Source organism: Microbacterium insulae (genome assembly GCF_042677065.1).
Taxonomy (GTDB): domain Bacteria; phylum Actinomycetota; class Actinomycetes; order Actinomycetales; family Microbacteriaceae; genus Microbacterium; species Microbacterium insulae.
Genome location: NZ_JBHTII010000001.1, coordinates 1 through 21,542, shown reverse-complemented (window position 1 = coordinate 21,542; position 21,542 = coordinate 1). Strand labels below are relative to the sequence as shown.

Here is a 21,542-nt window from a genome sequence, read left to right as displayed (position 1 = left end):
CCGTCCGGCTGTTACAACACGGTTAAGACGCGGTTCAACCCCTGGTAGACCGTCTGTGCCGGGTCCTAGGGTCGAAGCATGACGATCGATGACACCACTGCACCGAAGACGTCGAACATCTCGGTTCGCCGTGGTGACCCCCTCGTCCAGATCGCCGACGTCCAGAAGCACTACGGCGAGTTCCAGGCCCTGAAGGACATCGACCTCACCGTCAACCGTGGCGAGGTGGTGGTCGTGATCGGTCCGTCCGGCTCCGGCAAATCGACGCTGTGCCGCACGATCAACCGTCTCGAGACCATCACGAGCGGCACGATCACGATCGACGGCAAGGAGCTCCCGAAAGAGGGGAAGGAGCTCGCCGCGCTCCGGGCCGACGTGGGCATGGTCTTCCAGTCGTTCAACCTCTTCGCGCACCTGACGATCCTCGACAACGTCACTCTCGGGCCGATCAAGGTCAAGGGCATGAAGAAGTCCGACGCCGAGAAGCTCGGCACGCAGCTGCTCGACCGAGTGGGCGTCGCCCACCAGGCGTCGAAGCTGCCCGCCCAGCTCTCCGGCGGCCAGCAGCAGCGTGTCGCGATCGCGCGCGCGCTGGCGATGCAGCCGAAGGTCATGCTCTTCGACGAGCCGACCAGTGCTCTCGACCCCGAGATGATCAACGAGGTCCTCGATGTGATGGTCGGCCTCGCGGCCGACGGCATGACGATGATCGTCGTCACCCACGAGATGGGATTCGCCCGCAAGGCGGCAGACCGCGTGGTCTTCATGTCGGACGGCCAGATCGTCGAGGAAGCCACGCCGGAAGAGTTCTTCACGAATCCGAAGAGCGACCGCGCGAAGGACTTCCTCTCCAAGCTGCTCACCCACTGATCCGGGCGGACGCAGCGAGCAAGGAGGCGACGCACCAGACCACACGCAGGAGCACTCCGAACGGACCCGAAACGTCGGATATACGGAACCAGCACGCATACACAGCAACCAGGAGGAGACATGCGTAAATCACGGATCATCACAGGGATCGGAATCTCGGCGATCGCGATGCTCGCGCTCACCGCGTGCAACAGCGGCACGCCGGGCGCGGAGCCCGGAGACGGCGGGGACGGCGGTGACGGCGGCACGGAGGCGCTCTGGGAGGTCGCGAGCGACGTGACCCTCGAGGGAAGCCCGACGTTCGACGCGATGACCGAGCGCGACGGTGTCGTCATCGGTGTCAAGAACGACCAGCCCGGCCTCGGCTATGAGGATGCGGCGTCGGGAGAGCGCACCGGCTTCGACGTCGACATCGCACGTTGGATCGCAGCCTCGCTCGGCTTCGCCGAGGACCAGATCGAGTACGTGACGATCCCGTCGGCCAACCGCGAGCAGGCGCTGGTGAACGGCGACATCGACTACTACGTCGGCACCTACTCGATCACCGACACCCGCAAGGAGCTCATCGACTTCGCGGGACCGTACTTCATCACCGGTCAGGGACTCCTCGTCGCCGCCGACAACGAAGACATCAACGGCCCCGACGACCTCGAGGGAAAGATCGTGTGCTCCGTCACAGGATCGACTCCGCTCCAGCGGATCCGCGACGAGTACAGCCCGGGAGACACCGTCGAGTACGACACGTACTCGCAGTGCGTGGAGCAGCTGAAGGCCGGATCGGTCGATGCGATCACGACCGACGAGGCGATCCTCGCCGGTTACGTGGCGCAGGAGCCCGACGCGCTCAAGATCGCCGGTGAGCCCTTCAGCGAGGAGCGCTACGGCGTCGGCGTCGCCAAGGGCGACACGGTGCTGGTCGAGCACATCAACACGCTGTTCACCGACGGCGGAGACGTGTGGACGGCGCTCTTCGACGAGCACCTGGCACCGGCGGGAATCACGGGCACGCAGCCCGAGGTCGACCCCGTCTCGTGATGAGGCCGGGGGGCGGCGCGCCTGCGCGTCGTCCCCCGCTTCACCGCGGATTCACATGAGAGGAGCGGACAGCTGAACGTCATCACCGACAACTGGGACGTGTGGGCCGAAGGTCTGGTCGGAACGCTGATCCTGTTCTTCGCGGGCGGGCTGCTCGCGCTCCTCCTGGGGATCATCGTGGGCGCGATGCGCGTCTCGCCGATCCCGGTCGCGCGCACGGTGGGGTCGCTCTACGTGAACACCATTCGCAACACGCCGCTGACCCTCGTCTTCTTCGCCTTCGCGTTCGCACTCCCGCCGCTGCTGGGACTGCGACTGACCTCCGAGGTGTCCCTCACGCTCGCGATCTGCGCACTCGGGATCTACACGGCGACGTATGTCGCCGAGACGATCCGGTCGGGGATAAACACGGTCCCCGTCGGTCAAGCCGAGGCCGCCAGGGCCGTCGGCCTCACGTTCGGGCAGGTGATGACCCTCGTCGTGATGCCGCAGGCATTCCGTTCCGTCATCCCGCCGATGATGAGCGTGTTCATCGCGCTCCTCAAGAACACGACCGTGGCCGCCGGCTTCGGTGTGGTGAACCTGGGCGCGGCGCGGAACTACCTCAGTGAGCGCGGGGCGAACCAGATGCTCGTGATCATCTGGGTCATGGTCATCTTCGTCGTCCTGGTGCTTCTGCTCTCCTGGGCGCAGCGAGCGCTCGAGAACAAGTGGAGGGTTGCCCGATGACCTCCGTCCTGTACGACGTCCCCGGTCCCCGCGCGATCGTCCGCAACCGCATCCTGGGCGTCATCACGGTCATCGTGGTGGGCGCCATCCTCGGCTTCTTCCTGTGGCGCCTGATCGACACCGGCCAGTTCACCGCTGAGAAGTGGCAGGCCTTCACCTACACCAACGTGTGGGTCCAGATCGGGCTCGCCACCCTCCGTACTCTCGCCGCGTTCGGCGTCGCCGCCGTCGGTGCGCTGATCCTGGGGTTCGCTCTCGCGATCGGCAGGATGTCCGACCACGCATGGATCCGTGTGCCCGTCGGCGCGGTCGTCGAGTTCCTGCGTGCCGTGCCCGTGCTGGTCTTCATGTTCCTGCTCTACTACGGCTTGCCGGTCATCGGCGTGCGCATGGCACCGTACTGGGCCGTCGTCATCGCTCTGATCGCGTACAACGGGTCCGTCCTCGCGGAGGTCATCCGCGCGGGGGTGGAATCGCTGCCACGTGGGCAGAAGGAGGCCGGGTACGCGATCGGTCTCCGCAAGGCCGGGGTCATGCGACTCGTCCTGCTGCCTCAGGCGATCCGCGCCATGATGCCGGTCATCATCGCCCAGCTGGTCGTGACGCTGAAGGACACGGCGCTCGGGTTCATCATCACGTACCCCGAACTCCTCTTCTACGCGCGCTACATCGGGTCGCAGTCCAGCCTGGACTCGCCGATCGTCCCCGCGACCATCATCGTGGGCGCGATCTACATCGGCCTGTGCCTCATCCTGTCTTTCGTCGCGAACACCGTGGAGAAGCGGTTGCGGCGATCCTCGCCCGGTGAGCGCATCGCGCATGCCGAGCAGCCGACGCAGGAGGTCACCGACACCGAGCTCATCGCGGCGCAGAAGGGCGCGGGCAAGTACGACCCGGGCAACCTCGCCTGACCGCGCGCGGGGCGAGGCATCCGCCCTCGGTAGACTCGGTTCTCGTGTCTGATGCTCATGAGATCACGCCCGAGGCGGTGGAGACCGCCGTGCAGTCGGCGCTCGATGCCGTCGCCGCGGCCGGCGACACCGCCGCCCTCAAGGCCGCTCGTTCGGCCCACAGCGCCGAGGGCTCGCCGCTCGCACGGCTCAACGCGCGCCTGCGCGACGTACCGAGCGACAAGAAGGCGGAGTTCGGCAAGCTCGTGGGCCAGGCCCGCGGGCGCGTGAACCAGGCCTTCGCAGCGCGCGAGCAGGAACTCGCCGAGGCCGAGACGGCCGCGCGGCTCGAGGCGGAGCGCGTCGACGTGACCGCGCTCGCGCAGCGTGCGCGGGTGGGGGCGCGGCATCCGATCTCCCTGCTCCAGGAGCAGATCTCCGACATCTTCGTCGGCATGGGGTGGGAGATCGCCGAGGGTCCCGAGCTCGAGCACGAGTGGTACAACTTCGACGCCCTGAACTTCGACGAGGACCACCCGGCCCGTCAGATGCAGGACACCTTCTTCGTCGAGCCCGTCGAGCGCCACCTCGTGATGCGCACGCACACGAGCCCCGTTCAGGTGCGCTCGATGCTCGAGCGCGACCTTCCGCTCTATGTCCTGTGCCCCGGCCGCGTCTACCGCACCGACGAGTTCGACGCGACTCACCTTCCCGTCTTCACGCAGTTCGAGGGCATCGTGGTCGACAAGGGCATCACCATGGCCCACCTCAAGGGCACGCTCGACCACGCCGCAAAGGTGCTGTTCGGCGCCGAGGCGAAGACGCGATTCCGCGCGAACTACTTCCCGTTCACCGAGCCGTCCGCCGAACTCGATCTGTGGCATCCGACCTTCAAGGGCGGAGCGCGGTGGATCGAGTGGGGCGGCTGCGGGATGATCAACCCCAACGTGCTGCGCGCGGCGGGGATCGACCCCGAGGAGTACTCGGGCTTCGCGTTCGGGATGGGCGTCGAGCGCACGCTCATGTTCCGCAGCGACGTCCAGGACATGCGCGACATGGCCGAGGGCGATGTGCGCTTCAGCGAGCAGTTCGGAATGGTGGTCTGATGCGCATCCCGCTCTCATGGCTTCGTGAGTTCGTCGACGTCCCGAAGGATGCGACGCCCGAGGACGTCCTCGCGGCGCTGGTCTCGGTCGGCTTCGAAGAGGAGGACGTCTTCCGCTTCGAGCTGCAGGGGCCCATCGTCGTCGGCGAGGTGCTCGAGTTCGTCGAGGAGCCGCAGTCCAACGGGAAGACGATCCGCTGGTGCCAGGTGCGCGTCGCGCCCGACGCGCAGGCGGCCGCCGACGGCGGCGACGCGGTGCACGGCATCGTGTGCGGCGCCCGCAACTTCTTCGTCGGCGACAAGGTCGTCGTGACCCTGCCGGGCTCGGTGCTGCCCGGACCGTTCCCGATCGCCGCGCGCAAGACCTACGGCCACGTCTCCGACGGCATGATCGCGTCGGCGAAGGAACTCGGCCTGGGCGACGAGCACAGCGGCATCCTCCGGCTGGTGGAGCTGGGCATCGATGCGCCCGTCGGCACCGATGCGATCGCGCTCCTCGGCCTCGACGACGTCGCCGTCGACATCAACGTCACGCCCGATCGCGGCTATGCGCTGTCGATCCGCGGTGTCGCGCGCGAGTACTCGCACGCGACCGGGGCGGCCTTCCGCGATCCCGGTCTCCGCCCCTGGGGCGACCTGCAGCAGCCGACCGAGGGCTTCGCGGTCGCAGTCGACGACGCCGCGCCGATCCGCGGCCGCGCCGGAGCGTCGGAGTTCGTGGCGCGCATCGTGCGCGACGTCGACCCGACCAAGCCCACGCCCGCCTGGATGGTCGCGCGGCTGACGCTGGCCGGCATCCGGTCCCTCGGCATCCTCATCGACATCACCAACTACGTGATGGTCGAGCTGGGGCAGCCGATCCACGGCTACGACCTCGACAAGCTCACCGGCGGCATCACCGTCCGCCGCGCGTCGGCGGGGGAGAAGCTCGAGACCCTCGACGGCAAGGTGCGCGCGCTCGACCCCGAAGACCTCCTGATCACCGACGACTCCGGCCCGATCGGCCTCGCCGGAGTCATGGGCGGCGGCACGACCGAGATGAGCGATGCGACGCGCAACGTGCTGATCGAGGCGGCGACCTTCGACACGGTCTCGATCGCCCGCACCGCCCGTCGCCACAAGCTGCCCAGCGAGGCGTCGCGGCGCTTCGAGCGCGGCGTCGACCCCCTGATCCCGTTCGTCGCGGCGCGCCGTGTCGCCGACCTCATGGTCGAGTACGCCGGCGGAACGCTCGACGTCGAGGTCGGAGGCGCGCTGTTCGCCACCGTCGAGCAGCGCGCGATCAGCCTGCCGAAGGCGTTCGTGCCGGCTCTGATCGGCGTCGACTACACCGAGGCAGAGATCGTCGCGGCGCTCGAGATGGTCGGCACCGAGGTCAGCGACGCGGGCGACCAGGCCGACGGTCCGCACTGGTGGGTCACTCCGCCGTCGTGGCGCCCCGACCTCACCGACAAGTGGACGCTCGCCGAGGAGGTCGCCCGCATCGAGGGGTACGACCGCATCCCCTCGGTGCTTCCGCTGCCCCCGTCGGGACGCGGACTCACCGCCGCGCAGGAGGGCCGTCGCCGCGTCGCCAACGCGCTCGCCGCGGCGGGCTACGTCGAGACGCCGTCATTCGCGTTCACGACCGAGGAGCTCAACGACCTGCACGGCTCCGCCTCCGGCGAGCACCTGCCCAGCGTCAAGCTCGCCAATCCGCTCGACGGCCAGGCGCCGTTCCTGCGTCGCTCGCTCGTGCCGAACCTGCTGCAGGTCGCGCACCGCAACGTGTCGCGCGGACTCACCGACCTCTCGCTCTTCGAGACCGGCGCCGTGTTCGTTCCCGAGCCGGGCATCGTCTACGGCACGTCGCACGTCCCGCCGCTGGCGGTGCGGCCCGATGCCGCGACCCTCGCCGAGCTCGACGCGTCGATCCCGCCGCAGCACCGCCATGTGGCCGTGCTCCTGACGGGCAGCCTCGTCGCGAAGCAGCCGGGTCTCGCCCCGGTGGTCGCCGAACTCGCCGATGCCGTGGACGCGGTGCGCACGATCGCCGCCGCCGCGGGCGTCTCGGTCGAGATCGCCCAGGGTCAGCGCGCGGCGCTGCACCCGGGTCGCACCGGCGTGCTGTCGGTGGCGGGCACCGAGGTCGGATACGTCGGCGAGCTGCTGCCGGCCGTGGCCGAGGCATCCGATCTTCCCGGTCGCGTGATCGTCGCCGAGCTCGACCTCGACCTGATGCTCTCGCTCGCCGGCGAGAAGGTCGTCGCCGCGTCGCTGTCAGGATTCCCGGCGGCCACGCAGGACGTCTCGCTCGTGCTCGGAGCCGACGTGCCCGCGGGCGACGTGCGTGCCGCGCTCGTCGAGGGTGCGGGGGAGCTGCTCGAATCGCTCCGCCTCGTCGACGACTACCGTGGCCCCGGCGTGCCCGAAGGCGCCAAGAGCCTCACGTTCGCGCTGCGCTTCCGTGCGGCGGACCGCACTCTCACGGCGGCCGAGGCGACCGAGGCGAAGCTCGCGGGCGTCGCGGCCGCGGCCGGGCGCTTCGGCGCGACCCTGCGCGAGTAGCGGCGCTCGGTCACCGCGCGGCCCAGTGCCACCCGGGCCGGTCGAGCGCGCCTTGACCCGCGACCCGCGTGCCGTCGGGGTGCGCCTCGAGCCGGTGGGTGAGCCCGCCCGCGCGCTCGAGCGCGCCCGAGAGACGCTCGGCATGGGTGACGACGACGACCTGGGAGCGGGTGGATGCGTCGGCGACGAGCTCACCGAGAGGCTCGAGCAGATCGGGATGCAGGCTCGCCTCGGGCTCGTTGAGCACGATCAGCGGCGCCGGTCGGGCCGGAAGGAGCGCCGCGCACAGCAGGAGGAAGCGCAGCGTGCCGTCGGAGAGCTCGGTGGTCTCGAGCGGGCGCAGCAGACCGGTCTGGTGCATGACGAGCCGGAACCGGCCGTCGGTGGCCTCGATCGCAACGCGCGACCCCGGGAAGGCGCGGGACACCGCGGTGTCGAGGGATCGGCCGTGCCCGGCATCCTGGATCGTCGCCCAGACCGCCGCCAGATTCTCGCCGCCGTGCGCGAGGGTCTGCGTGCGGGTGCCGACCTGGGGCTGGCGTGCGGGGGCGTCGGCGTCGACGCGGAAGTGGTCGTAGAACCGCCAGCCTCCGAGCGTGCGCCGCAGCGACAGCAGCTCCGGCGCGGTGTCGCCGTCGGCCAGATCGGTGACGATGCTCTCGTACGGCGCGAGCTGCTGGTCGAGCGAGACCCAGGAGCCGTCGCGCACCCGGGTGCCGCCGCGCAGGCGGTCGATGAGCAGTGTCGCGGGCTTCGCCAGCGGTCCGGCGAACACCTGCTCCCGCTTGATCTCGGGATCGCGGGCGAACAGGCTAGCCTGGTCGACCTGCGGGATGCCGAGGTCGACCAGATACCCGAGCTCGTCCGAGGCGAATCCGAGCCGGACCGCGACGGGTCCTTTGCGGACGGTCCCCTGGTCGCCCCCGAACTCGGGCCCGGCCCACAGCAGCGACGGGAGGCCGCCCTCGCGCGCGATCGCCCCGACGAGCGACCCCGCGGCGGCGTGGGACAGCAGCCGCAGTGCGCGGTAGAGGTTCGACTTGCCCGAGCCGTTGGCGCCGGTGACGACGGTGAGACCTGCGAGCGGGAGCACGACGTCGCGCAGCGACCGGTAGCCCGAGACGGCGACGGTGGTGAGCATGCCGTCATCCTGTCAGCCGGGTCCGACGCGGTGAGCGCCGCTGACGGCAGAACCGGATGCCGACGCCCGGCCGGGTCTGGTTGGGTGGAGCCATGACCGACGTCCTGATCCTGGGTGGCACCGGCTGGCTGAGCGGCCGCGTGGCCGAGCGATGGGCGGATGCCGGGGCATCCGTCACCTGCCTCGCCCGCGGCGGCCGCGACGCGCCGTACGGGACGGCTCTGGTGATCGGGGACCGCGACGACCGCGCCGCGTACGACGCGGTCGCGACCCGCGAGTGGGACGAGGTCGTCGACATCTCGTCCACCCCCGCGCACGTGGCCGCGGCGACCGGCGCGCTGGGGGAGCGGGCGAAGCACTGGACCTACGTGTCCACGGTGTCGGTGTACGCGGCGAACGACGAGCCGGGGGCCGACGAGTCGGCCGAGCTCCTGGTGCCCCTCGGCCCGGACGACGAGCCGGACTACGGGCGGGCGAAGGCCGCGGCCGAGGCATCCGTCCGCGCCGCACTCGGTCATCGCGCGGCGATCGTGCGCCCGGGGCTCATCGTCGGACCGGGTGACCCGACGGACCGGTTCGGGTACTGGGTCGGGCGGTTCGCGCTCGCCGGCGACGATGATGTGCTCGTACCCGGGACCGGTGACCGCGGCGCCCAGGTGATCGACGTGGACGACCTCGCCGACTTCCTCGTCGCCGTCGGACGCGAGCGCTGGACCGGCGTCGCGAACGGCGTCGGCGATCCGGTTCCTCTCGACCGGCTGCTGCGCGAAGCGGCGGACGTCGCGGGATTCACGGGCTCGACGCGCGAGGCGGACGACGCGTGGCTCGAAGCCCACGACGTCGCGTACTGGATGGGACCGCGGTCGCTCCCGCTGTGGCTCCCCGCCGGCATGCCCGGGTTCTGGACGCGCTCGAACGCCGTCTACCGGCTCCTCGGCGGTCGCGTCCGACCACTCTCCGAGACCCTCGCACGGACGCTCGCCGACGAGCGCGAGCGAGGTCTCGACCGCGAGAGGCGGTCGGGGCTGTCCCGCTCGGACGAGCGTCGGCTCCTCGAGGAGCTGTGACGACCCGCGTCGCCGCCGATTTGCGGATGCCGCGGCCCGGCCGCTATCGTCGCGGCATGCTTCCGGCGCCCCAGGGACCCTCGACGCTCGCTTCGAGCGCCGCTCCCGCGCGCCGACGCCGTCTGGGCGAGCGCCGACTGTAGGCGACCCCGCACGCGGTCCTGTCATGGATCCGGCGGGCGTCGCCGTCTCCGGCCCCGCACCCCCAGACCCTAAGGTGGAATCCATGACATATTCGGTCGCCGTCTCCGGCGCATCCGGCTATGCGGGCGGCGAGATCCTGCGGATCCTCGCCGCACATCCCGACGTCGCGATCCGCACCGTCACCGCGCACTCCAACGCGGGACAGCCGCTCATCCAGCACCAGCCGCACCTGAGGTCCCTCGCCGGGCTCACCCTGCAGGAGACCACGCCCGAGATCCTCGCGGGGCACGACGTCGTCTTCCTCGCGCTCCCGCACGGTCAGTCGGGCCGGTACACCGATGCGCTCGCCGAGACGCCGCTCGTCATCGACGCGGGCGCCGACCATCGACTCGAGTCCGCCGATGACTGGGCGGCGTTCTACGAGGGGGCGTTCCGTGATCCGTGGACGTACGGCGTCCCCGAACTGCCCGTCGACGGTGCGAAGCAGCGGGACCGCCTCGTCGGCGCCTCCCGTATCGCCGCTCCCGGCTGCAACGCCTCGACGGTCTCCCTGTCGCTGGCGCCGGGTGTCGCCGCCGGCGTCATCGACCCGTCCGACATCGTCAGCGTGCTCGCCGTCGGCCCGTCGGGCGCGGGCCGGAGCCTCAAGACGAACCTCCTGGCGAGCGAGATCCTCGGCACCGCGAACCCGTATGCCGTGGGCGGCACGCACCGTCACATCCCCGAGATCCGGCAGGCGCTGCGCGCGGCGGGCGCGACCGGCGACGTGCGGATCTCCTTCACCCCCGTGCTGGTGCCGATGGCCCGCGGCATCCTCGCCACGTCGACGGCTCCGATCGCGCCCGGAACCACGGATGCCGAGATCCGCGCCGCCTGGCAGTCCGCGTACGAGGACGAGACGTTCGTCCAGCTCCTCCCCGCGGGCGAGTTCCCCCGCACCGCCGACGTGCTCGGCGCCAACACCGCGCTGATCGGGCTCGCGATCGACCGCGCCGCGAACCGGGTGGTGGTCGTCGCGGCCGTGGACAACCTGGTCAAGGGCACGGCGGGGGCCGCCGTGCAGTCGATGAACATCGCACTCGGCCTCGCCGAAGACACCGCACTGACCGTGAACGGGATCGCACCGTGATCGCGGTGAGCCGTGGCGGAGACCTCGGCATGCGAGGCGAGAAGGGAACCACGCCGTGAGCGTCACCGCGCCCCAGGGATTCGAGGCGGCCGGGGTCGCCGTCGGATTGAAGTCGACCGGCAAGCCCGACGTGGCGGTGGTGGTCAACCGCGGCCCGCTCAAGGTCGGAGCCGCCGTCTTCACGTCCAACCGCGCCAAGGCCAACCCGATCATCTGGTCGCAGCAGGCCGTGCAGGACGGCGTCGTCGAGGCCATCGTGCTCAACTCCGGGGGAGCGAACTGCTTCACGGGGTCGTTCGGATTCCAGACAACCCACCAGACCGCCGAGAAGGCGGCGGAGCTCCTCGGCGTGAGCGCGGGCGACGTGCTCGTCTGCTCGACGGGACTCATCGGCACGGGCGATCAGGTGTTCCGCGGCAAGGTCCTCGCCGGCACCGAGCAGGGGATCGCCGAACTGTCCGCCGACGGCGGGGAGGCGGCATCCCTCGCCATCATGACCACCGACTCGCGTCCGAAGCGGGCCGTGCACACCGGCGAGGGCTGGACGATCGGCGGCATGGCGAAGGGGGCGGGGATGCTGGCGCCCGGCCTCGCCACGATGCTCGTCGTGGTCACGACCGACGCGGTCCTCACCGCGGAGCAGGCCGACGCCCACCTTCGCCACGCGACCGCAGTGAGCTTCGACCGGCTCGACTCGGACGGCTGCATGTCCACGAACGACCAGGTGACCCTCCTGGCCAGCGGCGCCTCGGGCATCGCGCCCGACGCGGCAGGATTCCGCGCGGCGCTCGCCGCGGTGTGCCTCGATCTGGCGGAGCAGCTCCAGGGCGACGCCGAGGGTGCGAGCCACGACATCCGGATCGTCGTGAAGAACGCGGCATCCGAGGACGACGCCGTCGAGGTGGGTCGGTCGGTCGCCCGCAACAATCTCTTCAAGGCGGCGATCTTCGGCAACGACCCCAACTGGGGCCGCGTGCTCGCGGCGATCGGCACGACCGAAGCGCAGTTCGACCCGTACGACGTCGACGTCTGGATGAACGGCGTGCGCGTCTGCACGGCGGGCGGCCCGGACGCCCCGCGCGAGGCCGTCGACCTGACGCCCCGCGCGACCGAGGTCGTCATCGACCTGAAGGTCGGCGACGCCGTCGCGACCATCCTCACGAACGATCTCACCCACGACTACGTCCACGAGAACAGCGCGTACTCCTCATGACCGAGCTCCAGGACACCGATCCCGACGAGGCCAGCCGCAAGGCGGCGACGCTCATCGAATCCCTGCCATGGCTCCAGCGCTTCCGCGACCAGGTGATCGTCATCAAGTACGGCGGCAACGCGATGGTCTCCGAGGAGCTGCAGGATGCCTTCGCCGCCGACATCGCCTACCTCCGCTACGTCGGGGTCAAGCCGGTGGTGGTGCACGGCGGCGGCCCGCAGATCTCCTCGATGCTCGACCGGCTCTCGATCCCGAGCGAGTTCAAGGGCGGGTACCGTTTCACCTCCACCGAGGCCATCTCGGTGGTGCGCATGGTGCTCACCGGTCAGATCAACCCGCAGCTCGTGGCGAAGATCAACACGTACGGGCCCCACGCAGCGGGGCTCAGCGGCGAGGACGCGGGCCTGTTCGGCGGCCGCCGCCGTGGCGTCATGATCGAGGGCGTCGAGCACGACCTCGGCAGCGTCGGCGACGTCGTCGAGGTGGATCCGAGCGCGGTGCTCGATCAGCTGGCCGCCGGGCGGATCCCTGTGGTCTCGAGCATCGCCCCCGACCTGGATCACCCGGGACACTCGTTGAACGTCAACGCGGATGCCGCGGCATCCGCTCTCGCCGTCGCCCTGGGCGCGGCGAAGCTGGTGGTCCTCACCGACGTGCCCGGGCTCTACGCCGATTGGCCGAACCGAGACTCCCTCGTCTCGCATCTGACCTCGACCGAACTGCGGGCGATGCTGCCCTCGCTCGAGTCCGGCATGATCCCGAAGATGAAGGCGTGCCTGGATGCCGTCGAGGGCGGCGTCGACACCGCCGCGATCATCGACGGGCGGGTGCCGCACTCGGTGCTCGTGGAGGTCTTCACCAGCAAGGGAATCGGAACAGAGGTGGTGCGCGGATGACGTGGCAGGAAGATGCGGGGCGCGACCTCGTGCGAAGCTTCGGCGAGCGGATGGCGATGTTCGTGCGCGGCGAGGGCTCGCACCTGTGGGACGCCGACGGCAAGCGCTACCTCGACTTCCTCGCGGGCATCGCGGTCGACTCGCTCGGTCACGCGCATCCGGTGTTCGTGGCCGCGCTCGCGAATCAGGCCGCGACGCTCGCCCACGTCTCGAACTACTTCGCGACGCCGCCCCAGCTCGAGCTCGCCGCCCGACTCAAGCGCCTGGCCGGGACGGGGGAGTCCGGACGCGTCTACTTCGGCAACTCGGGGGCCGAGGCCAACGAGGCCGCGTTCAAGCTGGCGCGGCTGCACGGCGGCGCGGGGCGCCCGCGCATCCTCGCCCTCAAAGACGCGTTCCACGGCCGCACGATGGGAACCCTCGCGCTGACCGGAAAGCCCTGGATGCAGGAGCCGTTCCTGCCGATGACGCCGGGCGTGGAGTTCATCGACTCGACGGCCGAGGCACTCGAAGCGGCGCTCGACGACCGTGTCGCCGCGCTGTTCGTGGAGCCCGTGAAGGGCGAGGCGGGCGTCATCGACCTGCCCGACGGCTACCTCCAGGCGGCACGTGAGCTCACGGCGCGCCATGGCGCGCTGCTCATCGTCGACGAGATCCAGACGGGCGCCGGCCGCACGGGGGAGTGGTTCGCCTTCCAGCACGCCGGCATCACCCCCGACGCGATCACGGTCGCCAAGGGGGTCGGCGGCGGATTCCCGATCGGCGCGCTCATCACGTTCGGCGCCGCCAGCGACCTTTTCTACCCCGGCACCCACGGCTCGACGTTCGGGGGGAACGCGCTGGGAACGGCTGTCGCCGGCGCCGTGCTCGGCGAGATCGAGCGCGCCGATCTCGTCCGCAACGCGGCCGAGCGGGGGGAGCAGCTGCGCACCGCGATCCTCGGCATCGAGTCGGACCTCATCGGCGGGGTGCGCGGCCGCGGACTCCTGCTCGGCGTCGCGCTCACCCATCCGGTCGCCAAGGCCGTGGTCGCAGCGGCGCAGGAGCACGGCCTCGTGATCAACGCGCCCAACGACGAGACGCTGCGGCTCGTGCCGGCCCTCACGATCGGCGACGTCGAGATCGACGAGTTCATCGAGCTGCTGACGGCATCGGTGCGCACCGTCGAGGACGCGCTCCTGCTCGAGGCCCACTCGGACACCCACACGGAGGCTCACGCATGACCAGACACCTGCTGCGCGATGACGATCTGACACAGCACGAGCAGAACGAGATCCTGGAGCTCGCCGTCGCGCTCAAGAAGGACCGGTGGAAGCTCAAGACACTCGAGGGTCCCCAGACCGTCGCGGTGATATTCGACAAGTCCTCCACGCGCACGCGCGTGTCCTTCGCCGTCGGGATCGCCGACCTCGGCGGGTCGCCCCTGATCATCTCCACGGCGAACAGCCAGCTCGGTGGCAAGGAGACCCCCGCCGACACGGCGCGCGTCCTCGAGCGCCAGGTTGCGGCGATCGTGTGGCGCACCTACGCGCAGTCGGGACTGGAGCAGATGGCCGAGGGAACCCGTGTTCCGGTCGTCAACGCCCTCAGCGACGACTTCCATCCCTGTCAGCTCCTGGCCGACCTGCTCACGATCAAGGAGCACAAGGGGGAGCTCGCGGGGCTCACCCTCGCCTTCTTCGGAGACGGGATGTCGAACATGGCGCACTCCTACGTGCTGGCCGGCGTCACCGCAGGGATGCACGTTCGTGTGGCGTCGCCCGAGGCGTACGCGCCGCGGGAGGACGTCGTGGCCGACGCCGACCGGCGCGCCGCGGAGACGGGTGGATCGGTCACCCTCTACACCGACCCGAACGAGGCGGCGGCGGGCGCCGACGTCATCGTGACCGACACGTGGGTGTCGATGGGCAAAGAGGAGGAGAAGCTCGCGCGCCTGCGCGACCTCGGCGGGTACAAAGTCACGACGGAGCTGATGAGCCTTGCTCGGCCGGAGGCGATCTTCATCCACTGCCTTCCTGCGGATCGCGGGTACGAGGTGGACGCCGAGGTGATCGACGGTCCGCAGAGCGTCGTCTGGGACGAGGCCGAGAACCGGCTCCACGCGCAGAAGGCCCTGCTCGTGTGGCTGCTCCGGCAGGACTGACGGCGGGCGTGCGGGCGTGAGCGGACCGGTCCCCGCGACGGAGCCGGGCTGGCTCGGGACGCGCTGGACGCGCCTGAACGGCCCGGGCCGCGTGGCGGGCGTCGACCTCGCACGCGGCCTGGCCGTGCTCGGGATGTTCGCGGCTCACCTGCTGTGGATCCGCGAGCCCTTCACCTGGACGGATGCCTCCACCTGGGTCGCCGTCGTGGACGGGCGGTCCTCCATCCTCTTCGCGATTCTCGCCGGGGTGTCGATCGGACTCGCCACCGGCGGGCGCACGCCGCTCGGGGGTGAGTCCTTGCGCACGGCGAGGGTGAAGCTCATCGTGCGGGCGGCTCTCCTGTGGGTCATCGGCATCCTGCTCATCCTCACGGGCGTCCCCGTCTACGTGATCCTCCCGGCCTACGCTCTTCTCTTCCTCCTCACGGTGCCGCTGATCGCGTTGGATTCGCGCACCCTCCTCGTCCTTGCGGGCACCCTCGCGGCGGTCATGCCGGTGGCCCAGGTCGCGCTCGACGACCTCCCGCTGTGGCGGACGACGTCGGGAAGCCTGCTGTCGGCCGTGATCGGCTGGCACTACCCCTTCACGACCTGGATCGCATTCGTCCTCGCCGGACTCGGGGTTGCGCGGGCGGGTATCGGCCGCATCGAGGTACAGCTGCGGATGCTCGGCGTCGGGGTGATCCTCGCCGCGGTCGCGTACGGGCTGGATGCCGCCACCGGCGTCGCCGAGGCGGACGAGCGGAGCTCGTACCTCGCGGCGCTGTGGACCGGCCGCGCGCACTCGACGGGGCTGCTCGAGGTGCTCGGGTCGGGCGGATTCGCGCTCGCCGTCATCGCCGCTTGTCTCCTTCTCTGCCGCACCGTCGCGGTGTGGGTCGTCCTCCCGCTGCGGGCGGTGGGCGCCATGCCGCTCACGGCCTACGTCGGCCAGCTCCTCGTGTGGGCGGTGGTCGCGTCGGCCGTTCTCGGACGGCCGGGCGATCTCGCAGGCTTCCGCGAACTCGATCCCTTGGCGCCGTTCGTGCTGTGGACGGTCGCGTTGTGCACCGCGTGGGCGCTCCTGATCGGCCGTGGGCCGCTCGAGTGGATCCTCGACCGGTCCTCGCGCCTCGTCGCCACCGCGTCGGTCGGTAGGGTGGAGCGGTGAGCGAGAGCAAGGGCGACGGGACCAACGAGGGCGCACTCTGGGGGGCCCGATTCGCGACCGGACCGTCACCGGAACTGGCCGAGCTGAGTCGTTCGACGCACTTCGACTGGGAGCTGGCTCCCTACGACATCGCCGGGTCGCACGCCCACGCGAAGGCGCTCGCCGCGGCCGGATACCTCTCGCCGGACGAGGAGGCCGCCATGCATGAGGGCCTCGACGCCCTCGCGCGCGGCGTGGCCGACGGCACGCTGCGGGCCGCTCCGTCAGATGAGGACGTCCACGGCGCCCTCGAGCAGGCCCTCATCGGCATCGTCGGTCCCGAGCTCGGCGGCAAGCTCCGCGCGGGACGAAGCCGCAACGACCAGATCGCCACGCTCGTGCGCATGTACCTGCTCGACCACTCGCGCACCATCGCCCGCGAGGTGCTCCGTCTCGTGGACGCGCTCGTCGCCCAGGCCGAGGCGCACCCGGACGCCGTGATGCCCGGCCGCACGCACCTTCAGCATGCGCAGCCCGTCCTCCTCGCCCATCACCTCCAGGCGCACGCGTGGCCGCTCGTGCGCGACCTCGAACGCCTGCGCGACTGGTCGACCCGTGCCTCGGTGTCGCCCTACGGCGGCGGTGCGCTCGCGGGATCAACGCTCGGACTGGATCCCCAGCTGATCGCGCGCGAGCTGGGGCTGGACCGGCCGGCCGAGAACTCGATGGACGGGACCGCCGCCCGAGACGTGGTCGCCGAGTTCGCCTTCATCGCGGCGATGATCGGCGTCGACGTGTCGAGGCTGGCGGAGGAGATCATCCTCTGGAACACCCGCGAGTTCGGCTTCGTCACGCTCGACGACGGTTACTCGACCGGATCGAGCATCATGCCGCAGAAGAAGAATCCGGACATCGCCGAGCTGGCGCGAGGGAAGTCCGGACGACTCATCGGCAATCTCACGGGGCTGCTCGCCACCCTCAAGGCCCTGCCCCTCGCGTACAACCGCGACCTTCAGGAGGACAAGGAGCCCGTCTTCGATTCCGTGCGGACGATCGAGACGGTTCTGCCGGCGTTCGCGGGCATGATCGCGACCATCCGCTTCAACACGGACCGCATGGCCGAGCTCGCCCCGCAGGGCTTCTCGCTCGCGACCGATGTGGCGGAGTGGCTCGTCAAGCAGGGAGTTCCCTTCCGCGACGCGCACGAGATCTCGGGACATCTCGTCCGCGTCTGCGAGGAGGAGGGGATCGAGCTGCACGACGTCTCAGACGATCAGCTCAGGTCGGTGTCGCCGTCGCTGACGCCTGACGTGCGCGAGGTGCTCACGGTCGAGGGATCGGTCGCGAGTCGATCGGGAGCGGGCGGGACCGCGCCGGTCCGCGTCAGAGAGCAGCGGGCGGAACTCATCGAACGCGTCCAGACCGCCGTGCACGCCCTCGGTCTCTGAGCCCGACGCGGCCGCCGGGCCTCAGGCGATCGCGAGCCGGACGACACCCGCGACGACGCATGCCCACAGCAGGCTGGCGAGCGTGCCGGTGATGAAGCGCTCACGGGCCTCAGCGGCGGCGAGCTCCGAGAACCGGCCGATGCCCTTCACCGCCACGACGACGGCGATCGCTTCGGGGAATCCGACGATGATCGCCAGTGCGACACCGAGGCGCTCGAGGTAGCCGATCGTCGTTCCGCCGCGCAGGACCTCCCGCGCGGGGGCGTCGTCGGGGACGATGCCGGGGATCGCGGCAGGGCGCAGCAGGATGCCGCCGTTCTCGCCGTCGGGAACCCTGCCGTGCGTCGCGACGTCGAGGATGCGCTTGGTGACCGGGCTGCCGCCGACCGCGGCGAGGGCGACGCCGAGCATCGCGATCACGATCGCGCCGACGAGGTGGACCGCCACCGGAACGATCAGCACCACGACCAGGGAGAGCACGACGAGTGCGCCGGCGATGAAGAGAGGGATCTCGCGCGGACGCCGGGTGCTCACCACGACGAGCACGAGCGCGGCGCCGAGGGCGAGGAACAGGAGCGTCGAGGCGACGAGCGAGTGCAGATCCGGGGGCGTGATCATGGCGTCAGTCTGTCACGGGCCGGCGACGCCGGCCGAGGCATCCCTCTCCGTCGCCGCCGCGGCGTCGTCGGCGCGACGCAGCAGCCGCTCGAGCGCGGGAAGCGCGCCCTCCTCGGTGCGCAGTCCGGCGTTGCGTGCGCGCTGGCTCACCGCGCCTTCGGTGATCCCGAGGCGTGCGGCTGCGTCGCGCTGCGTGAGTCCCTCGGCGAGGAGATCGCACAGCTCCCACCCCTCTTCCGTGCGGCGGTCGCGCAGTTCGACCAGGAGGCGCAGGAGGGCTTCGGCATCCGATCCCTCCTCGCCGCCGACGATCGATATGCGCGTGGGAGTCTTCTTCGCACGCTCGACCCCCTCCCTCGCGTTCAGGAACGCCGTGCCACGCGCGGCGCGCACGTCGTCGGGAAGGGGCTGCTCGACCGGGCCGACCCCGATCCCCACGCTCCACTCGTGCGTGCGGGAGAGGTGCAGCGCCACGTCGATGACCGCCCGCGCGTCCGGAACCGCGACCTGGACCTCGTCTCCGGCGGTGCGTGCCGGGGCGAGTGCGAGGCGGCTGCCGGCGAGGCTGCCGATGGCCTGGAGCCCGGCCGGCACGAGGTCGGCGCGGGCGCGGCTCCCTCGCTGATCTGCGGTCACAACGAACATGCGTAAACCCTTCAGTCTGCAAACTGCATTATCATAAGTTTAGCTCACGAGCTATACCTACATAAGGTCCTATGCTGAATTCTCTGAGATGAAGGTGAGGAACTGAAGTACGGAGGTGTGAGCGCGGCGAAGGCGTGAAGGCGCCCGCTGATAGCCTGAAGCGCGTGTCTGAAACCGTCGTGAGCGCGACCGCGCCCGCCAACGACCCCACGTTCGAGAACGTCTGGGACGAGATCGTCTGGCGCGGACTCGTGCATGTGTCCACCGACCAGGAAACGCTTCGCGCCCTTCTCGCCGACGGTCCGATCACGTATTACTGCGGCTTCGACCCGACAGCGCCGAGCCTGCACCTGGGTAATCTCGTGCAGCTGCTCCTGATGCGGCGCCTCCAGCTGGCCGGGCACAAGCCGCTGGGCCTCGTCGGCGGCTCGACGGGTCTCGTCGGCGACCCCGGCGGCCGCGACGCGGAGCGCGTGCTCAACCCGGTCGAAACGGTCGAGGAATGGGTCGGCTACCTGCGCGCACAGGTCGAGCGATTCTTGAGCTTCGAGGGTGACAACGCCGCCCGCATCGTCAACAACCTCGACTGGACGGCCCCCCTGAGCGCGATCGACTTCCTCCGCGGGATCGGCAAGCACTTCCGCGTCGGGACGATGATCAAGAAGGACGCCGTCGCCGCGCGCCTCAACTCCGAGGCGGGCATCAGCTACACCGAGTTCAGCTACCAGATCCTCCAGGGCCTGGACTACCTCGAACTGCACCGCCGGTACGGGTGCGTCCTTCAGACCGGGGGCAGCGACCAGTGGGGGAACCTCACCAGCGGCACCGACCTCATCCACCGCGTCGAGGGCGTCTCGGTCCACGCGATCGGCACCCCGCTGATCACCAACAGCGACGGCACCAAGTTCGGCAAGAGCGCGGGCAACGCCATCTGGCTCGACCCCGAGATGTGCAGCCCGTACCGCATGTACCAGTTCTGGCTCAACACCGACGACGCCGATGTCATCACGCGGCTCAAGGTGTTCACCTTCCTGACACGCGCCGAGATCGAGAGGTACGAGCAACTCGTGGCCGACGAGCCGTTCCGGCGCGCCGCGCAGAAGTGTCTCGCTCTCGAGGTGACCACCTTCGTGCACGGAGCGGATGCCACGGCCGCCGCGGTCGCGGCATCCGAGGCCCTCTTCGGACAGGGCGATCTGGCGAGCCTCGACGCGGCAACGCTGCGGCAGGCCCTCGAGGAGCTGCCGAACGCCTCGATGACCTCCGGGACGCCCGTCGTGCAGGCGCTCGTGGAGACCGGTCTGGCCGCAAGCCTGTCGGAGGCGCGGCGCTCGATCGCCCAGGGCGGCGTGTCGCTCGATGGCGCGAGGGTCGACGATGAGACGGCCGTCGTCACCGGTTCGCTGCCAGGCGCCGTTTCGGTCCTGCGCCGCGGCAAGAAGACGCTCGCGGGAGTGTTCGTCCAGCGCTGATCCCGTCCCGACCGTCTCGATCGCGGAGGTCTGATGCCGTTCACGCCGAGCCACGCGGTCGTGGCGCTTCCGTTCGTGCGGACACCGCTCGTACCCGCGGCCATCGCGGTGGGCGCGATGGCGCCCGACCTTCCGCTGTTCGTCCGCGGCCTCCCGTTCCACTACGGGCGCACGCACGACCTCGCGTGGCTCCCGGCGACGGTGGGGCTCGCCCTCGTCCTGCTTCTGATCTGGCGCGCCGTTCTTCGCCCGGGTGTGCGCGACCTCTCTCCCGAGTGGCTCGCGGTCCGGCTCCCGCGCGAGTGGGATGCGCCCGCGCCGCGGGCGCTGCGGGAGACACTCGCGATCACCGGCTCCCCCGAGGGGAGCGGGCGCCGGCGCGTGTCCGTGAGGGGGATGCTGCTCCTCGTCGTGTCCCTGCTGATCGGGGTGGTCAGCCACATCGTGTGGGACCTCTTCACCCACGAGGGCCGCTGGGGTGTGCAGACGGTTCCGGGACTCGAGTCCGAGTGGGGTCCGCTGCCGGGCTTCACGTGGCTCCAGCACGGGTCCAGTGCCCTGGGACTGGCGATCATCGGGGTGTGGGCGCTCGTGTGGCTGGCGCGTCGCCCGGTCGGGCCCGCGGTCGATCGCGTGCTGCCGCGCGCCGTGCGGTGGATCTGGTGGGTGTCTCTGCCGCTGGTGCTGGCAGCGGCGTGGTTCGGCGGGCTGGCGGTGCTGGGTCCGCTCGACGCGGAGTTCACGGTCGCGCACCTCGCGTACCGCGTGCTGCCTCCGGCGTGTGCACTCTGGGGGGCGATGACGGTGGCCGTGTGCGTCGTCGTGCAAGCGGTGCGGGCGTCGCGACGCCGCGTCGAACGTGCGCGATCACGCCGTGCGGTGAAGATGCCGCTGGCGCTGGACCACACCGAAGGCGAGAGAGCGCGGGGGACTGCGGAGCACGACACGCCCGGGATGCACGCCGGATTCGACGAGCACCGCGACGTCACGTAATGTTCTTGTTGTTCGCCCCAAAGGGAAGAGCGGAGAGGCCGAAGGCCCCGCCCCCTCAAGCGGAAAACACCCCCTCCTGAAGCCTCTCCCGAGAGGCGCGATCCACGGGTCCGTGGAGGGGACATCCTCTTCGGATGCGCGGTCGATGGCCGTGGTCGCGGTCCTCGGACTGCCGCCTCGCCGGTTTGACGAGCGGGCCGAAGTCGGATAAGGTTGTGAAGTTGCCCTGCTGTGCTGGCCTTGGTGGTTGGTGGGTGGGTGCGTCCGATCCTTGAGAACTCAACAGCGTGCACTTGTCAAATGCCAAATAACCTCGTCGGTCAGTTTT

Annotated in this window: 19 protein-coding genes; 16 read left to right on the top strand and 3 right to left on the bottom strand. The window is 70.3% G+C overall.

Annotated elements, in window-relative coordinates:
• Positions 1-78 precede the first annotated feature (78 nt).
• The 6 genes from ACFQ0P_RS00095 to pheT all read left to right on the top strand — a co-directional run bounded on the left by ACFQ0P_RS00095 (position 79) and on the right by pheT (position 7,176).
• Positions 79-870 (top strand): amino acid ABC transporter ATP-binding protein, encoded by a 792-nt coding sequence (locus ACFQ0P_RS00095; RefSeq protein WP_378770944.1) that lies wholly within the window; start codon positions 79-81, stop codon positions 868-870.
• Positions 871-990: 120 nt separating this feature from the next.
• Positions 991-1,905: a glutamate ABC transporter substrate-binding protein gene (locus ACFQ0P_RS00090; protein ID WP_204979717.1), complete on the top strand. Its 915-nt coding sequence runs from the start codon at positions 991-993 to the stop codon at positions 1,903-1,905.
• 72 nt (positions 1,906-1,977) lie between these two features.
• Entirely contained in the window at positions 1,978-2,634 is a 657-nt protein-coding gene (locus ACFQ0P_RS00085) for an amino acid ABC transporter permease (protein ID WP_204981463.1), read from the top strand.
• Positions 2,631-3,545 carry an amino acid ABC transporter permease gene (locus tag ACFQ0P_RS00080; protein ID WP_204979716.1) on the top strand — a complete coding sequence of 305 codons (915 nt, stop codon included), beginning with the start codon at positions 2,631-2,633 and terminating at the stop codon, positions 3,543-3,545. The genes ACFQ0P_RS00085 and ACFQ0P_RS00080 overlap by 4 nt, the downstream gene beginning before the upstream one ends.
• Positions 3,546-3,589: 44 nt before the next feature.
• Positions 3,590-4,630, top strand: a complete 1,041-nt coding sequence (gene pheS / locus ACFQ0P_RS00075) for a phenylalanine--tRNA ligase subunit alpha (protein WP_204979715.1) — start codon at positions 3,590-3,592, stop codon at positions 4,628-4,630.
• Entirely contained in the window at positions 4,630-7,176 is a 2,547-nt protein-coding gene (pheT, locus tag ACFQ0P_RS00070) for a phenylalanine--tRNA ligase subunit beta (RefSeq protein WP_204979714.1), read from the top strand. Before pheS ends, pheT begins: the two co-directional genes overlap by 1 nt.
• A gap of 10 nt (positions 7,177-7,186) precedes the next feature.
• On the opposite strand, the gene ACFQ0P_RS00065 is transcribed toward pheT, so the two are convergent.
• Positions 7,187-8,317, bottom strand: coding sequence for an AAA family ATPase (locus ACFQ0P_RS00065; protein ID WP_204979713.1), 1,131 nt, complete (start codon positions 8,315-8,317; stop codon positions 7,187-7,189).
• Between the two features lie 92 nt (positions 8,318-8,409).
• Here ACFQ0P_RS00065 and ACFQ0P_RS00060 point away from each other — a divergent pair, with 92 nt between their 5' ends.
• The 8 genes from ACFQ0P_RS00060 to argH all read left to right on the top strand — a co-directional run bounded on the left by ACFQ0P_RS00060 (position 8,410) and on the right by argH (position 17,486).
• Positions 8,410-9,384: an NAD-dependent epimerase/dehydratase family protein gene (locus ACFQ0P_RS00060; RefSeq protein WP_204979712.1), complete on the top strand. Its 975-nt coding sequence runs from the start codon at positions 8,410-8,412 to the stop codon at positions 9,382-9,384.
• Positions 9,385-9,610: 226 nt separating this feature from the next.
• A complete protein-coding gene (gene argC / locus ACFQ0P_RS00055) occupies positions 9,611-10,657 on the top strand; it encodes an N-acetyl-gamma-glutamyl-phosphate reductase (protein WP_204979711.1) in 1,047 nt (348 codons plus the stop codon).
• 55 nt (positions 10,658-10,712) lie between these two features.
• On the top strand, positions 10,713-11,870 hold the full coding sequence (gene argJ / locus ACFQ0P_RS00050; RefSeq protein ID WP_204979710.1) for a bifunctional glutamate N-acetyltransferase/amino-acid acetyltransferase ArgJ: 1,158 nt from the start codon (positions 10,713-10,715) through the stop codon (positions 11,868-11,870).
• A complete protein-coding gene (gene argB, locus ACFQ0P_RS00045; RefSeq protein WP_204979709.1) occupies positions 11,867-12,766 on the top strand; it encodes an acetylglutamate kinase in 900 nt (299 codons plus the stop codon). Before argJ ends, argB begins: the two co-directional genes overlap by 4 nt.
• Positions 12,763-13,989, top strand: coding sequence for an acetylornithine transaminase (locus ACFQ0P_RS00040; RefSeq protein WP_204979708.1), 1,227 nt, complete (start codon positions 12,763-12,765; stop codon positions 13,987-13,989). Before argB ends, ACFQ0P_RS00040 begins: the two co-directional genes overlap by 4 nt.
• Positions 13,986-14,909: an ornithine carbamoyltransferase gene (argF, locus tag ACFQ0P_RS00035; protein ID WP_204979707.1), complete on the top strand. Its 924-nt coding sequence runs from the start codon at positions 13,986-13,988 to the stop codon at positions 14,907-14,909. Before ACFQ0P_RS00040 ends, argF begins: the two co-directional genes overlap by 4 nt.
• Before the next feature lie 16 nt (positions 14,910-14,925).
• Positions 14,926-16,059: a heparan-alpha-glucosaminide N-acetyltransferase domain-containing protein gene (locus tag ACFQ0P_RS00030; protein WP_204979706.1), complete on the top strand. Its 1,134-nt coding sequence runs from the start codon at positions 14,926-14,928 to the stop codon at positions 16,057-16,059.
• On the top strand, positions 16,056-17,486 hold the full coding sequence (gene argH / locus ACFQ0P_RS00025; protein WP_204979705.1) for an argininosuccinate lyase: 1,431 nt from the start codon (positions 16,056-16,058) through the stop codon (positions 17,484-17,486). The genes ACFQ0P_RS00030 and argH overlap by 4 nt, the downstream gene beginning before the upstream one ends.
• Before the next feature lie 21 nt (positions 17,487-17,507).
• Here argH and ACFQ0P_RS00020 read toward each other — a convergent pair whose 3' ends face one another.
• On the bottom strand, positions 17,508-18,104 hold the full coding sequence (locus ACFQ0P_RS00020; protein ID WP_204979704.1) for a hypothetical protein: 597 nt from the start codon (positions 18,102-18,104) through the stop codon (positions 17,508-17,510).
• A 12-nt stretch (positions 18,105-18,116) separates the two neighbouring features.
• On the bottom strand, positions 18,117-18,749 hold the full coding sequence (locus tag ACFQ0P_RS00015) for a DNA-binding protein (RefSeq protein ID WP_204979703.1): 633 nt from the start codon (positions 18,747-18,749) through the stop codon (positions 18,117-18,119).
• Positions 18,750-18,913: 164 nt separating this feature from the next.
• On the opposite strand from ACFQ0P_RS00015, the gene tyrS reads away from it, so the two are divergent.
• Together tyrS and ACFQ0P_RS00005 are read left to right on the top strand one after the other, a co-directional pair.
• The gene (tyrS, locus tag ACFQ0P_RS00010; RefSeq protein WP_204979702.1) at positions 18,914-20,221 is read left to right on the top strand and encodes a tyrosine--tRNA ligase; all 1,308 of its coding nucleotides are present in this window, start codon (positions 18,914-18,916) and stop codon (positions 20,219-20,221) included.
• 33 nt (positions 20,222-20,254) lie between these two features.
• On the top strand, positions 20,255-21,214 hold the full coding sequence (locus ACFQ0P_RS00005; RefSeq protein WP_204979701.1) for a DUF4184 family protein: 960 nt from the start codon (positions 20,255-20,257) through the stop codon (positions 21,212-21,214).
• The last annotated feature ends 328 nt before the right edge of the window (positions 21,215-21,542 follow it).

Bases quoted from the DNA above. Each gene is read 5' to 3' on its own strand.
- ACFQ0P_RS00095 (WP_378770944.1), top strand. From the start codon at position 79: ATGACGATCGATGACACCACTGCACCGAAGACGTCGAACATCTCGGTT.
- ACFQ0P_RS00090 (WP_204979717.1), top strand. From the start codon at position 991: ATGCGTAAATCACGGATCATCACAGGGATCGGAATCTCGGCGATCGCG.
- ACFQ0P_RS00080 (WP_204979716.1), top strand. From the start codon at position 2,631: ATGACCTCCGTCCTGTACGACGTCCCCGGTCCCCGCGCGATCGTCCGC.
- pheT (WP_204979714.1), top strand. From the start codon at position 4,630: ATGCGCATCCCGCTCTCATGGCTTCGTGAGTTCGTCGACGTCCCGAAG.
- ACFQ0P_RS00065 (WP_204979713.1), bottom strand. From the start codon at position 8,317: ATGCTCACCACCGTCGCCGTCTCGGGCTACCGGTCGCTGCGCGACGTC.
- ACFQ0P_RS00060 (WP_204979712.1), top strand. From the start codon at position 8,410: ATGACCGACGTCCTGATCCTGGGTGGCACCGGCTGGCTGAGCGGCCGC.
- argC (WP_204979711.1), top strand. From the start codon at position 9,611: ATGACATATTCGGTCGCCGTCTCCGGCGCATCCGGCTATGCGGGCGGC.
- argB (WP_204979709.1), top strand. From the start codon at position 11,867: ATGACCGAGCTCCAGGACACCGATCCCGACGAGGCCAGCCGCAAGGCG.
- ACFQ0P_RS00040 (WP_204979708.1), top strand. From the start codon at position 12,763: ATGACGTGGCAGGAAGATGCGGGGCGCGACCTCGTGCGAAGCTTCGGC.
- argF (WP_204979707.1), top strand. From the start codon at position 13,986: ATGACCAGACACCTGCTGCGCGATGACGATCTGACACAGCACGAGCAG.
- ACFQ0P_RS00020 (WP_204979704.1), bottom strand. From the start codon at position 18,104: ATGATCACGCCCCCGGATCTGCACTCGCTCGTCGCCTCGACGCTCCTG.
- ACFQ0P_RS00015 (WP_204979703.1), bottom strand. From the start codon at position 18,749: ATGTTCGTTGTGACCGCAGATCAGCGAGGGAGCCGCGCCCGCGCCGAC.
- ACFQ0P_RS00005 (WP_204979701.1), top strand. From the start codon at position 20,255: ATGCCGTTCACGCCGAGCCACGCGGTCGTGGCGCTTCCGTTCGTGCGG.